Source organism: Pseudomonadota bacterium (assembly GCA_039815145.1).
GTDB lineage: Bacteria > Pseudomonadota > Gammaproteobacteria > Steroidobacterales > JBCBZW01 > JBCBZW01.
Genome location: JBCBZW010000053.1, coordinates 1 through 13,432, shown reverse-complemented (window position 1 = coordinate 13,432; position 13,432 = coordinate 1). Strand labels below are relative to the sequence as shown.

14 protein-coding genes are annotated in these 13,432 nt (G+C 64.7%); 8 read left to right on the top strand and 6 right to left on the bottom strand.

Going from position 1 to position 13,432, the window contains the following annotated elements; genetic code table 11:
- Position 1: 1 nt before the first annotated feature.
- Together AAF184_14180 and AAF184_14175 are read left to right on the top strand one after the other, a co-directional pair.
- Positions 2-202, top strand: a complete 201-nt coding sequence (locus tag AAF184_14180) for a hypothetical protein (protein MEO0423480.1) — start codon at positions 2-4, stop codon at positions 200-202.
- Positions 203-228: 26 nt separating this feature from the next.
- A complete protein-coding gene (locus AAF184_14175) occupies positions 229-1,314 on the top strand; it encodes a DUF4157 domain-containing protein (GenBank protein MEO0423479.1) in 1,086 nt (361 codons plus the stop codon).
- A 19-nt stretch (positions 1,315-1,333) separates the two neighbouring features.
- Here the strand turns inward: AAF184_14175 and AAF184_14170 are convergent, their stop codons facing one another.
- Both AAF184_14170 and AAF184_14165 read right to left on the bottom strand, forming a co-directional pair.
- Complete coding sequence (locus AAF184_14170; GenBank protein MEO0423478.1) at positions 1,334-1,909, bottom strand: hypothetical protein; 576 nt, start codon at positions 1,907-1,909, stop codon at positions 1,334-1,336.
- A gap of 11 nt (positions 1,910-1,920) precedes the next feature.
- Positions 1,921-4,065 (bottom strand): DUF4157 domain-containing protein, encoded by a 2,145-nt coding sequence (locus tag AAF184_14165; GenBank protein MEO0423477.1) that lies wholly within the window; start codon positions 4,063-4,065, stop codon positions 1,921-1,923.
- 284 nt (positions 4,066-4,349) lie between these two features.
- Between AAF184_14165 and AAF184_14160 the strand changes: the two genes are divergently transcribed.
- Both AAF184_14160 and AAF184_14155 read left to right on the top strand, forming a co-directional pair.
- Complete coding sequence (locus AAF184_14160) at positions 4,350-5,363, top strand: hypothetical protein (GenBank protein MEO0423476.1); 1,014 nt, start codon at positions 4,350-4,352, stop codon at positions 5,361-5,363.
- A gap of 117 nt (positions 5,364-5,480) precedes the next feature.
- On the top strand, positions 5,481-5,843 hold the full coding sequence (locus AAF184_14155) for a hypothetical protein (GenBank protein ID MEO0423475.1): 363 nt from the start codon (positions 5,481-5,483) through the stop codon (positions 5,841-5,843).
- A gap of 27 nt (positions 5,844-5,870) precedes the next feature.
- Here AAF184_14155 and AAF184_14150 read toward each other — a convergent pair whose 3' ends face one another.
- A complete protein-coding gene (locus AAF184_14150) occupies positions 5,871-6,893 on the bottom strand; it encodes a hypothetical protein (GenBank protein ID MEO0423474.1) in 1,023 nt (340 codons plus the stop codon).
- 407 nt (positions 6,894-7,300) lie between these two features.
- Between AAF184_14150 and AAF184_14145 the strand changes: the two genes are divergently transcribed.
- Positions 7,301-7,501 carry a hypothetical protein gene (locus AAF184_14145; protein MEO0423473.1) on the top strand — a complete coding sequence of 67 codons (201 nt, stop codon included), beginning with the start codon at positions 7,301-7,303 and terminating at the stop codon, positions 7,499-7,501.
- 59 nt (positions 7,502-7,560) lie between these two features.
- On the opposite strand, the gene AAF184_14140 is transcribed toward AAF184_14145, so the two are convergent.
- From AAF184_14140 to AAF184_14130, 3 genes are all read right to left on the bottom strand, one after another.
- A complete protein-coding gene (locus AAF184_14140; GenBank protein ID MEO0423472.1) occupies positions 7,561-8,478 on the bottom strand; it encodes an acyl-CoA desaturase in 918 nt (305 codons plus the stop codon).
- A 249-nt stretch (positions 8,479-8,727) separates the two neighbouring features.
- Positions 8,728-9,546: a transglutaminase domain-containing protein gene (locus AAF184_14135; GenBank protein MEO0423471.1), complete on the bottom strand. Its 819-nt coding sequence runs from the start codon at positions 9,544-9,546 to the stop codon at positions 8,728-8,730.
- 13 nt (positions 9,547-9,559) lie between these two features.
- Positions 9,560-9,790: a DUF350 domain-containing protein gene (locus AAF184_14130; protein MEO0423470.1), complete on the bottom strand. Its 231-nt coding sequence runs from the start codon at positions 9,788-9,790 to the stop codon at positions 9,560-9,562.
- A gap of 167 nt (positions 9,791-9,957) precedes the next feature.
- Between AAF184_14130 and AAF184_14125 the strand changes: the two genes are divergently transcribed.
- The 3 genes from AAF184_14125 (at position 9,958) to AAF184_14115 (ending at position 13,302) form a co-directional block, all read left to right on the top strand.
- Positions 9,958-11,160: a M48 family metallopeptidase gene (locus AAF184_14125; GenBank protein ID MEO0423469.1), complete on the top strand. Its 1,203-nt coding sequence runs from the start codon at positions 9,958-9,960 to the stop codon at positions 11,158-11,160.
- A 33-nt stretch (positions 11,161-11,193) separates the two neighbouring features.
- Positions 11,194-11,940 carry a creatininase family protein gene (locus tag AAF184_14120; GenBank protein MEO0423468.1) on the top strand — a complete coding sequence of 249 codons (747 nt, stop codon included), beginning with the start codon at positions 11,194-11,196 and terminating at the stop codon, positions 11,938-11,940.
- A gap of 492 nt (positions 11,941-12,432) precedes the next feature.
- Positions 12,433-13,302 (top strand): hypothetical protein, encoded by an 870-nt coding sequence (locus AAF184_14115; GenBank protein MEO0423467.1) that lies wholly within the window; start codon positions 12,433-12,435, stop codon positions 13,300-13,302.
- Positions 13,303-13,432 lie beyond the last annotated feature (130 nt).

The following is a 13,432-nucleotide window of genomic DNA, read 5'->3' as shown; positions in this document are numbered from 1 at the left end:
CATGGCCATCAACACCGCCCTGCTACACGATGAAGCCACCGATGCGGTGGTGGATGCGTTGAAGGACCTCTACAAGGACAGTAGTCCCGATCCGGATGCGATGCGCGGCTTCGCCGAAGCGTTGGCGCAGATCGCCGTCGCCACGGCGCAGCACTTGATTGCGCGGGCTGAACTGGATGGATCGGGTAACGGCATCGTGTAGGTGAGATTTGCTACCTCGGAGGGCTCATGACTTCGCTCTACCGCTGCGCTCAACGTCCACCGGACAGCCGACCCTTACCGACGGGAGCGAAGACCGACTCCGCCCGCCCGGCGCGACGCCAGGGCCAACTCCCGGGTCTGTTGCAGCACCAACTGGAGGCGATGAGCGGCCTGGACCTGAGCGACGTGCAGGTGCATCGCAACTCGAGTGAGCCGGCGCGCCACCACGCCAATGCGATCACCCGTGACGATCGCATCCACCTAGCGCCCGCACAGGACCACCTGCTACCCCACGAGGCATGGCACGCCGTGCAGCAGAAACAACACCGGGTGACTGCCAACGCCTCCTTCGCGGGCGATCGCGTGAACACCTCGCCAGCACTCGAACGTGAGGCGGACAGCATGGCCCAGCGGTTGAGCACGGCGCACAGCCCGTCAGCGAAGACGCCCCCACGACGCCGAGCGACGGCGACACGCGGCGTGGTACAGATGGCGCCCAACCAGGCCGGTACTGCGGATCCGCAACACCTGCTCGATCAGGTGCGGGCTCTGGAAGCCCGCGGCCTGGGGCGCCAGGAGATCCTGGACCGCATCAGCGATTCGCACGGCGGCAACGACCATCGCTACATCTACACCGATCGTCACGGTTGGGTGGACCTACGCCACTTCGGCGCCGCCGGGTCCTGGGCCATGAGTACCGGCAGTGTGATCACCGAGGGCCTCGGGTTCCTGAACGAGGTGGTCCAATGGGGCAGCGAGTGGGGCGATAGCTACCGCAGTGGTTTCTCGCCGGAGGACATCCCGAGCAACGCAGCCGGCGCGCACTTCGGCGACGATTTCGTCTCAGACGACGAACTGCTCTCGGCTTCCCTCGAACGCTGGCTGGAGGATGTCGGCGCCCGAGACCAGGACGATCCCCTCGCCGGGCGCTCATCCCTGCCTGCGACGGACCCTGCCGTGCGCGGCGGCACCGACCGAGGGTCATCGAACGCCTCACGGACCCAGTCCACCGTCTCCGACAACGACGCGGTGAACGAGCTCGAGAACGAGTGCACCTCGGGCTGGCGCGAGCTCAACACCGTCGGCGGTTGGTATCGCCTGTTCGGGCTTTAGCGGCCACCGCGCGCCTCGCCTAGGGTGGTGGTGCGGGTCGCTTGGTGCAGGACCCTGGGCCGAAGGTCACGCGCGCGTCCGTGCACTTGAAGTCGTAGGTGCAGCGTGGGTACTTGTCCTTCCACAAGGTCTGCGCCAACAGGTAGTAGGGATACTTGGCGAAGGAGATGGCGACGACCTCCCCGGTGGAAAACTCCACGAAGCAGCTGCTCTTCTTCGTCACCGCGCCGATGAAAATGATGTGTCCGGGCTTACCCGACTTGTTGGGCTCGGTATGGCCGCTCGCCAACAGGTGATGGTGAGCGAGGGCGCCGGCGATGGTGGTCGCGCTCAGCTTCGGGCATGGATCCTCGGGCTGCGCGTCGGGCGTCGACCCCAGTACCCCGGCATGCTCGGCAAGCTGGGCCATCGCCATGTTCCCGGTGGCGAGCAGCCCAGCGCCTTGCGGGCCTGCGGGTGAGGCCGGGCACTGCGGGCAGCAGTCCTGTTGCATCTGTTGGTTGCCGCCAAGATCTGGGATGGCGGCGGAAACGGCCTCAGGGGTCTCAAGTGATCCACCTTGCATTTCGAGGCTCGGCGCATAGCGGTAGGTCATAGGCCGACTGCTCAGTCCTTCTGTATCTTGCCGCGCTGGTGCATGACGCCGAAGTTCCAACCGAGGTTGAACATCAGTTCGAACTGACGTCTGTCGCCTTCCTCGATCCCCAGCGACTTACTCTGCGCTTCGGACAGGTTGTCCTGGCCCGTATGGAACTGAGTGCCGAGGAAGAAGGGCCCGACATTGCCCTTCAGCTGGGCGCCGTAGAGCATCGGCATGTTGGGGTCGAACCAGCTCGGCCGGGCAGCGGAAAAGCCACCGCTCACGGACCACTCGGGCAGAGCGTCCTTGTCGACCTTGCCTTCGCTGTCGCGCGCAAGCTGCTTGTAGCCGAGGCCAGCGTTCATCATCGCCAGATAGAAGGGTGCAGCGCCGCCGAAGGCGGTGGTCGCCGATGCGTTGAAAGACAGGCTCTGGTCGTCCGCCGTCAGCATGTCGCCTAGGGTTAGAAACGGTGTGATCCGAAAGCGATGATCACCCACGCCGGAGTCCCCGTCGGCCAGCTGCTTCGCCTCCTTGCTGCCCGGCTTCCAGTTCAGATAGCCGGCGCCCAAACCGATCTCGCTGAGCGGGCTGCCTTCCATTGCGCTGTAGCTGTAAGCGCCTCGCAGGTACAGCATCTGGGCGCGGAATCGATCGTCTGCGCGGACACCCCCCTCCAACAGCCCCGTGTGGCCGGCGCCGCCGGCGAGTACGCCACCTTCGAAGTAGTGCGAGTCGACAGCCCCACCCGCCGCTTGGTTGGCGGTGGGTGTGGTGCCTTGGTACTTGAACCACGGCATGAGCTGCGGACCGCGGTACTTACCGAGCTTGCTGCTGTCCGCGCCGTCGGGCGCCAAGAGGGGCGCGACGTTGAACGGTATGCCCACCGTGCCCTTCTTGCCCTGACCGTCGCCCGAGACCTGGTAGTCCAGTTCGAACCCCGGCAGGCCCGGCACGCTCGGATGGCTGTCGCTGCTGCCCTTGTAGCTGGGGGCGCTCAGGGGGCCCATGCCACCAAACACACCGGGTGCCTTGAAATACGGCAGACCGGTGGCTGCGGCCATGCCGATGCCGCGGATCAACCCCAGGTGCTGGAGCCACAGCGGGTCAGCAAAGGCGTCAGGCTCCTCCTCCCCCTTGGACGCGTCGTGCTTGGCTGCGACGACGCCTGAGTTCACCGCCTGCGCGAGGCCCAGGAAGAACGCGGTAGTAGCAAATCCCTTCGGGGACTTGAGCGCCGGCAGGAGACGGTGCTTCAGAAACAGGTCAGACCCGACGTAGTCGGCGATACGCACTCCGCCCCCGAGGCTCGCGAGATCGAGGACGCTGCTAACGGTATCTTTGCTCCCGCTGATGCCAAGGGGCCCCAGGGTCTTCACGTAGTCTTCGAACTTGCCGCCGTAGATGCCGGCCATCAAGCGTGCGTTGAGCAAGGTGTAGACGGACGAGTACTCGGTGCCTTTGAGGGCGAGGCTCGGGTCGTACTCGAGGGCTCGTCCCTGGTCGAAGCCGATGAACTTCGCGCCGTAGAGATCCTTGTAGACCTCTGAGATGAGGTCCGTGTTGTTGTAGTCCGGGTCCGGGATCTCGACCTTTGCCTCGTCGTCCTTTTTCGGCTCTTCGAACTGGAGGGCTGGCGTTGGCCCGCTAGGCATCTTATCGAGCACCCCGGCGGCGGACTGGCCAGCACTCACCTTCGCTGCGACCGCGTCGGCATGCCGTTCGTGACGATCTCCGCGGCGCCCACGGCCCGGCGCCAGGGTGCTGGCGCGGCGTTGCTGGAGTGCGTGGGCGGCTTCGTGCGCCGTGGTGGCCAGAGAGGGCGGGCGAGCGAAAACGACCGTGTCGCCCCGCGTGTAAGCGTTCACGCCGAGTTGAGCACAGGCACGGGCCGCTTGGGGGTCGTGGTGCGCGCGAAGACCCTCCAGTGCGTTCTCACCGAAGGCGCGGTCGAGTTGCGCACGGTGCGGCAGCGGCTGCGCACTGCCCTGCATGCCCTCGCGGGCTATCCGATGTTCGTCGCCTGACCCAAGCGATTGGCGGGCGCGCTGCATGCTCTGGTTGCAGACGGCCCCACGGTCAGCCGCGGAACCGTGGCCGCGGCCTTTGGCGGGAGCGTTCGCCGCCTGCTCGGCGTGTCGCTGGTGGGTGGGTTGGGCCGGTGTGCGCATCGGGCTCTCGGCTGGCTGGCGATAGGCACAGGCGCGAGTCACGCGAGGCCCTATATCTACCATAGCGCCGTTTGGGTAGCGTTCCTAGCAAGCCCCGGCCGGCGGCCCCCGATCACCGCAGCGCATCATAGACACCGTTGCCCACGGCATCGATCCCAGACGGCTCGTCAGCCGTTGCGCCCGGCAACGGTTGTGGACCCAAGTTCACCCGCGATGGGTGTTGATTCTGTCGTATATTGTTCGAGATTATTAGGCAGGCAACCGAATCGATAGGTCGGGTGATCATGAAGACGCCTTCGAACATCGCAAGTGTTAGCGGCCGGACACCGCACCTAGCGGCATTCTCTGCCCTTGCGACGACGGGCCTGCTCTGCGCCTTGGTCCTGACAGCCGCTGGCGCGGCGGCGCAGACGCCCGCCACCCCGGCGGACCCGAGCGCGGGGGTGACTCCGCTCACGCAAGGCATGCGCCTACCTCGGCGAACACCGCGCCCGGCTACCCACGAGGAGCTCTGCCGACTGCTGGTCACCGAGCTGGGCACGATCGCCACGCACCGTTGCGAGACGGTCCACAGCGACAAGAAGCTCGACAGACGAATCCCCTACGAGGTCTACCGCGCCATCGAGCGAGCCCAGATCGCGCCGGCGCGGGTGGAGAACTCGGCGGTGGCCGTCACCATGGCCGTGCGCATCCTGGTGACCTGTAACACGGACGGGTGCGAGGTCGAAACGCTCGCGAACTGCGGCTTGCACGCAGACGATCTCGGTGATCGCTACGTCGAAGCGCAGGAGATCCTGCAGAGCACCGGCACCTGGTACGACCGTCGCCTCAATTCCACCCATTGCGCCAAGACCGAGACGAACGGCACTGCGTCCTGCTCCGACTACGACGTCTACAAGTCACAGGCCCTGGCAGAGGTGAGTGCGACGGGCGAGCTGCACGCGGTGCTCGAAGCCGACGATGAGGACGATGGGCTGAAAGCCCTGGGGCGCCTGGATGAGGCGTTGGCCGATGTGCGCTTCATTCCCACGGTGTCCGCAGACGGGCAGGTGGTTGCGGCATCCGCGCTGGTGACACCCATTCATAGCATCGACAGCAAAGCCGTCGGCAAGCCGCACTGCGTGGAGGTCGACCTCGAGCGATCGAAGCTCAAGCGCGAGTACTGCTACTCCGAGCAGGAGTACCACGAGTGGCGTCCCGGACCGACGGAGCGCATGGCCAACCACAGGAGGATGAGCGACTTTGTCTCCATGATGGCCATGTGGATGACCAGAGCGGGCGACGTCATCGTCCCCTAGCGCTCGCGCTTGTGCCTCGATTCCGCTCAGGCGCTAAGCTAACGTTCGGTGCGCTCCGCGCATCCTAGGAAAGGGCCGGCAGGACTCTGCCCCACTCGCCTCACTGCAAGGAACGCTGTGCTTCAATCGATGCAACGCCTGGCGCGCGTGGTCTTCCCCGTGCGCCATCTACTCGGGGTGATGATCGCCCTGTGCGTAGCCGCCTTCGCCTACATATTGCTAAGCGGTGACCCGGCGCTCGACGCTTACCTGCTGCCGACGCTCGCCGCTCTAGGGTGGAGCCTGTGCCTGCTCGGCATCACCATCGCCTTCACCACCCTGCCGGAGCCGGTGCAAGCGGGAGACCGGTTCTTCCAGCGCATGCGCAAGCGCTTCCGCCGCTTCATCAGCTGGATCTGGTCCGTGTGCTTCATCGTCTGCAGCGCGATGCTGCTGTTCTTGAGCTTCCGCGCGCTGAGCCTGGCCTTGGCATCGCCCTGATGGCCTAGGGCAGCGCCTACCTCGCGATTAGAAGCGGGGTAGCTCGCCGTTGGCGATCCACGGCATGCCGAACGCCAGCAGGACACTCACCACCAGACCGATCATGGCCCGCACCAGGTCCGTCCCCACGTCTTTGAGCGCGTCGCCGCGCGCGCGCATGTCTGTCAGCATGGCGATGGCCAGCTCGCGCCCGGCCAGCAACCCGAGGAACACCCAGGTGGTGCTCATCGGGATGTCGTTCATCTGCTTGAAGTAGAACAGGATGCAGCCGTAAACGAAGTCGATGATCGTGGCAGCACGGATATCGGTGGTGTGCGTCTTGGTGAGAACGATCTTCTGGATCTCACCGCCGCGGGTGGCGAAGACGTAGGCGTGCAGAATCAGCATCGTCCCCGTGGCGAACAGCAGCAGCGTGGGCGTAAAGCTCACCTGCACGCCCTCAGCGAGCTGAATCGTGTCGCGCGGGAGGTAGACGAAGATATTCGCTAGGTCCTGCATCAACCATTGCGACCAGAGAAACGCGGTCGATGTCCATTGCAGGATGGTCCAGTGGAACCCCGGCGGACGGTCGCTGGTGCGGCGGATCCACCTCTCGAAGGTTCGGCTGATGAGCGCGTAAAGCAGCGCACCGGAGGCGAAGGCCACGAGCCAGCCGAGCGCCGACTTGATCAGCATGGACTGGAGCACCCCCTCGGTGGCCGCGCCGCCGGTGACGGCGAACATCGTGAGCACCATGAAGGTGGTGGACACGGGGATACCGAGTTGGGTGAGGGCGAGGAGGAACAGGGGGGGCACGGCGTGCCACCACTGAATGCCGGTCTGCGGGTAGGGGATCGTGTTCAGGCGGCCGAAGGCGATGTCACCGTCGAGGGTGAAGAAGCCCCACACCATGATGGCGACGATGATCGAACTAGCGTAGAGCCACAGCACCCACCAGGGACGGTTGCTGTTGGAACTGAGGAAGGTCCCCAGCGTTTGAATCGCGTCGTTAGCTACGATGGAGTACGCCGCGAGCAGAAAGCCCACGACTGCAAATATTTCGATGCCCAAGGGAGCTGGCCTGGTGCTAGTCCTGACAGGTTGTCCGCCGGAATCCGGTCCTTGCCGAAGGCAGCAGGCTGCCCGGGCGCGATTCTACCTATCTTCGCCATCGAGTCCATAGACTCGGCAAAATTCCCATTATTTTCCGAGCCTTGTTGCCACCACCGGGCAGCTTTTTGCGCAGCGTGCGACGCGCCTCGCTCGGCTGGGAGCCCCGGTGCGGATCGCGTCGCGGTCGAACGCGTTCCTGTACATTTAGGCCTCCCGGAAGCACGTTCGCGGTGCGGGGCGCCGATTTCTGGCCCAGTCGCCCGAGGGTACGTCACCGATTGGGCTGTGAGCCACGGGCGGTGGCGTGCGTGACTCGAACGCGCACCAGGGACCGAACGGATGAGGACAACGCGGAGCCAACGCTGGTGCGACGAGTCATTCCCCTGCTCTTCTTGGGCTTCGGTATCTGGAAGCTGCTTGGGGAGCCCGACAACTGGTTCTACTGGGTGTGGTGCGGACTGTGCGGGTACGCAGTGTTGTTCCCCGACTCGTCCACTGGCGAGGGTAGCTGGTTCCTCGAATCGGACGACGGCGGCGACAGTGGCGGGGACGGCGGCGGCGACTAGCAAACGCTCAGGCGCGGTTCGACGTGGCACGTGCCGCGGTCACCCATCGTTTTCGTTCGCTACCGTGCCGCCGGCCCGCACCCTCGTGAATCCAGCGGCGTGAGATCATCGCGCATCGTCTTCGCGCGCGGATAGCCGATGTCGTAGGCGAGCCCGGCGCGCGCAAGTCCGTCGATCACCCACCACCCAGGGTCCGCCTGCCCGTCCAGGCCGATGCGCGCAGATTCCGGGAACGCATGGTGGTTGTTGTGCCAGCACTCCCCCATGGTCAGCACGCCCCAACCCGGCAGATTCGAGGCTTGCACGCCTGCCTCGCGTACCCACCACTCCCCTGGCCCTGGGTTGTGGGTGATGTAGGTCACGGTCCAATGGCCGGCCACGCTGAGCACGATGCGCGCGGAGACGCCCCACACGACCCAACTCCAGCCGCCCAGCCAGTAGAGCAGCGCCGCGACGGGCAGTTGCTGCAGCATCCAGGTTCGCTCCAGGAAGCGATACCACCGGTTCTCGTCGGTGGATCTGTCCACGCGAAAGGCGGGGGGGCGATCGAAGGCGAAGCGACAGTTGAGGTTCCACAGCGCATCCACCACGAATCCTCGCCGATGGGAGAAGAAGTCATGGCAGTGCGGGAGGCGTTGCGCCCAGTCACGCACGTCGTGAATGCGCAAGATGCCCAAGGGCCCGGCCATCCCCACCAGCACGCCGAGGTACACGAGCACGCCGTCGATGAGCGGGTGGGTGCGGAAGGTGCGATGGATGAGCCGCCGGTGCATGCCCACCGAGTGCCCGAGCAGCAGGGTCGAGTACGTGAGCACGAGGCACACGAGCACTGCATCCATCGAGAAGAACAGGGGGCCGCCCAAGGCGGTGACCAGCAGGTGGCCGTTGAACCACAGGGATTTCACGGGCGCCCACACCACCTTGCCGTCTGTGGCGTTGGCACCCTCGCCATCGACTCTGAACACATCGGGTCGCATGGCGCTCTCCTAGCAGGTGGAACCGGGAAGGAGGCAACCTAGCGAGGGGAGGTGTCGATGCATGGGCGGGCTCCTGGCGTTCGTTTCCTAGCGGACGCTCAGTAGGCACCAGGCGCGGGCACGCGGTCTTCCGAATGCCCAAGACGGCAAGAATCCGGAATCGGCAGCAATCGAATCAGATAGTTAAGACTTCCCAGAAGATAAATCGGAAGCTCCCGGCGAACCGCGGCGGACTAGGGCTCTACACCCTCAAAGCGGATGGAAGGCCGAGGCGCGACGCCAGCTCGCGCCCTCGTAGCGCACAGTGAAGACGCTCCCCGTGTTCACCCAGAAATGCTCGCGATTGAACATATACTTCGGTCGGTAATCGGTCTCCGTGGCCGCCAGCCGGTACTCGCTCCAGCGCGACAGCCGCTGCTTGCCGGTCGCTTCCAGTAGGTAGGTGAGCCCATCGCGATTGACCATCACCCAGGCATGGCCCTCGTTCTTGTAGTCGCCCAGGGCCACGCGTGCGTCCACGCCCATGTCGATCAGCCAATCCGCCAGCGCGATGGCGTGGTCTTCGCAGTCGCCGCGGGTCTGGCGAAAGGCCTGGGCCGAGTTCTGCCAGACGTCCTTGAGGCCCGTGTACTGCAGGTGATCGAACTCGTAGACCTTGCGGCTCGCCAGCACGTAGAGGGGCACCCACAGCTGGTCAGTTTCGAAGGGCTGATAACCGATGAGGTAGGAATTGACGAAGTGGTGCAGGTCGTCCAGACCTAAGGCGGATGCGGTGGTGGCCGTGTCGTCGCGACTGCCCCAGCTCCACGCGTAGGTATGGTCCCTGCCCGTTCGGTTCTCGGTGGCCTCCTGCAGCGTGGCCTGGGAGAAACGGCCCGCCTGGCCGGGCACCTCGACGTAGCCGTCCTGAAGCGTGTTCTGGTGCGGCAGTGGCACGGCGCGCGCGCGGCGTAGCTGCTCTTCGATCGATTGGTCGATCGGCTGCCGCCCGTCCAACGCCGTTTGCAGCTCCACCAGGGCGAAGAGGAAGAAGACTACGACGCCCAGCAGGGCGATCGCCGTGCGCACCGTCCCGCCCGCCTCAGCCCTTCAGACCGAAGGACACGATCAGGGCGACGAAGATCAGAATCGTGGAGGCGAAAATGGCCACCGCCACGTTGCCCTTTTTGAGCTCCGCTTCGATGTCGACTGACTTCAGGATCCGTTTGTCGATCAGGATCAGCGCGGTCACGCCGATGATCAGGGCGATGATCGTGAAGAGCAGATTGATGCCCAGATTGAACAGGCTGGCGAAGAGAAAGTCAGTATTCATGGGCAGAGCATACCTGATTCGCGAGCCGTGTCCCCGCGTCGCTACGCGGGCGACCGCTTGGACGCGCCAGATCACTGGTACGCCCGCCTCCACTGCTGCGCCACACGCCGAAGCGATGTGCTAGCCTACGCTCCGTCGTTTTCGCCGCCACACCCGAAAGGCCATAGATGGACCTCGTCTACCCGAAAGAGAAGCCTCTCTTCCTCATCGCTCTGGTCATCTCCATCTTGGTCTGGGCCCTCCTGATCCTCGGCACCCTGGGGCTTGCGCTCCTTTACGGCTTGCTCTTCTACGTCCTCATTCTCTTTGCCCAGTCCGCCTTCATCACCCAACTCAAGGGCAACGGCGTCAAGGTAACCGCCGAACAGTTCCCCGACCTGCACCAGCAGGTCATTGAATGCTGCGAAAAAGTCGGTATGGACGAGCCGCCGGAGGTGTACCTCCTGCGCACGGATTTCTTCAATGCCCTGGCCACGCGTTTTCTGGGGCGGCACTTCATCGTGCTCTTCACGGACGTGGTGGATGCCCTGGAAGACAAGCCCGACGCCGTTCGCTTCTACATCGGCCACGAACTCGGTCACATCCATCGCAAGCACCTCAAGTGGGGCCCGGTCATCGCGCCCGCCCTCATCCTGCCCATCCTCGGCGCCGCCCTGCGTCGCGCGGAGGAATACACCTGTGACCTCTACGGCTCCGCGTGCTGCGCGAACGACGGCGACGTGGCGGCGGCGATGGCCACGATCGCAGCGGGCGATACGCGCTGGAAGCAGATGAACGTGAACGCCTACCTCCAGCAGATCAAGCAGACGAGCGGCTTCTGGATGTCGTTCAACGAAATCACCAGCGACTACCCATGGCTATCCAAACGACTAGGCGTGGTGCTCGCCGCACGTCAGGGCAAGAACCTGACCCGACCCTCTCGCCACCCACTGGCCTGGTTCCTGGCGATCTTCGTGCCGCGAATGGGCGGTGGCGGCTCGATAGGCGGGGTGGTATTCCTGGCGGCGATCGTGGCAATCCTGGCCGCAATCGCGATTCCCGCCTATCAGGACTACACGGCGCGAGCCGTCGTGACACAGGCTTACCTCACAGGCACCACGGTCTCGAATGAGATGATGGAGTACGGCGCGGCCAACCAGTCCTGGCCCGAGAGCCTCATGGACCTGGGCTATTCCACGGACTCGCTTCCGATCGGCGACGGCGCGGCGCTGTCCATCTACGAGAACGGCATCATCGGCGTGGAGATCACCGCGGTGGGCGCGGATCGCTACCTGGTGCTGGAGCCGCAGGTGGACGACGATGGCGCAGTCAACTGGGTCTGCTATGGTCAAGACCTGGAAGAGAAGTACTTGCCGATGGCGTGCAAGTAGCGACTAACGCCGCGAACGATCGGGAACCCACTCATGCGACTTCACCTCTCCACCTGGCAGGAAGTGGAAGCCTATCTGCAGACCAGCACGGCGATCCTCATTCCCATCGGCTCCACCGAACAACACGGCCCCACGGGTCTCATCGGCACGGACGCGCTCTGCCCTGAGATCATCGGTGGCCTCGCCGCCGACGACAGTGGACTGCTGATGGCGCCCACCTTCAACGTGGGCGTGGCGCAGCACCATCTGGCGTTCGCAGGCTCCATGACCCTGAGGCCATCGACGTTCATCGCCACCATGGTGGACTGGGTGGACTCCTTGGCGCGACACGGCTTCACCCACTTCTACTGGTTGAACGGACACGGCGGCAACATCGCCACCATCAACGCCGGCTTCGCCGAGATCTACGCAAGCCGTTCCTTGGACGCAGGGAACAGCAAGCCACCGGTGAGATGCCGACTGCAAAACTGGTGGGACGGCAAAGAGACCTTCGCCAAGTGCAAGGCGCTGTACGGAAAATCCCACGGTTCGCACGCCACCCCTTCGGAGGTGGCGGTGACGCAGTTCGCCTATCCCGAGCACATCAAGCGCGCACCGCTGTCACCTGAGATTGCGCCCAACGGTGAGTTCACCGACGCCGAGGACTATCGACGACTTTTCCCGGACGGTCGCATCGGCTCCAATCCCGGGCTGGCCACACCACAGGATGGAGAAGTGCTCGCCAAGCTTGCCGCCAAAGAGGTGATCGAGGACTTCGCGCGATTCTCCAGCGGTGATTGAGATTGCTGCGACCAATACGAGGATTGCTCGTCCTCCGCCCGTGAGTCGCGCTCTTTCCTGACACCGCCACCTTTAACGGCTTCCGCGACGGATCCGTCGCGGGCTAGCGCGCCTGCACCGCTCTGACCCTACCCCACTTGCGCCCTGATCTAGCGCTGCACTGACCAGACTCGGGTCCGTCCAGGCGAGTTCAGCCGGGTAAGCACTCCTAACCGCCTGGCACGTAGGCTCGCCGCCCCGCACCGTTCATGCGGCCTTCGACACGTCTCGTACGCAGTCCCGTGTCGCCCTCCCGCACCCGCTGTTAGCTTCCTCTACAGCCAGAGCGATGGCCTTCGTGAAGATCACTGGAAGCTATCCAGGCCGTTCGCTCGGCCACCTGAATGCGTAGAACGCACTACTCGAGTCCATACAAAACTTCTCACTCTCACCGAAGTTTGCGACATGCGGTTCGCTACCTTCGGCCCCCTTCCTCAACCCAGGAGATGGAACATGCCTCGCCAACTCTCACGCCCGATCACTGCCGCCACCCTGCTCACGGCAGGTGCGCTGGGCGCACTGATCCAGCCGACCCTCACCTACGCAGCCTCCGGGAACCAAGGGCAACTGCTCGCAGCGAACTACGGCAGCGCCAATCTCCCTCAGAACCTCGGCGCATTGGTATGCCCGGAGGCGCCCGGGCGCGACGGCATCCCGGTCCACTTCGAGACGCAGGTGAGCGGCCCGGTCTACCCGGAGGATTTCATCGTTCGCGGCGCGGACGGCGACATCCGACCCGTGCTCTGCGCCACCTTCGACCCCTCGGACGATGTCGGGGATCGACGATCGATTCTGCTCGTCGGGGAGTTCGGTGACGGCGAAGACCAGCCCGTCTCCGTGGAAGTGGTCGGTGAGATCTGGTCCCTGGACTTCACCGTGTCGTACCAGGGCGCCTACGTGGCCATGACACCGCTGGAAGCGCCGCCCGCACTGATTCTGGCCGAGACGGTGCCGCAGGAGGAGTGGGACCTCGACAACCCCGGCACGCCGCTGCCGTGGGGTGGCGGCACGGGATGCCCGTCGGAAGGTACGCAACAGGTGCTCCGGGTCGCGTGGGGCGGTGGGGTGCTCGCCGTCGGCGGCACGGAGGTCACGGCGCAGGAATGGCGACGCTACTCGGTCGCCATGCGTTTGGCGGATGGCAGCGTAGCCTTCGTCCGCCCCTCCGCGATCGGGGATTTGAACGATGGCGATAACAACCACGAGCTTTGCCTGAACGTGCGGGGCGAGCCGCTGGCCGTGCGGTTCCCAGCGGGGTTGCTGCAGGATCCTAACAATGATGTGAACGAAGCGTCCCGCATTCGAGTCACCCCAGCACCTTGACGACCCGAGGCACCGCCGCCGTTTGCACCGGCGGCGGATGCCCTGACGCATGAGCGAGCCTGCCGAACGGCGCTGGCACTATCGAACGTCACATGGCACCTTGATCGCTCTTGAACAGAGAGCGTCACCG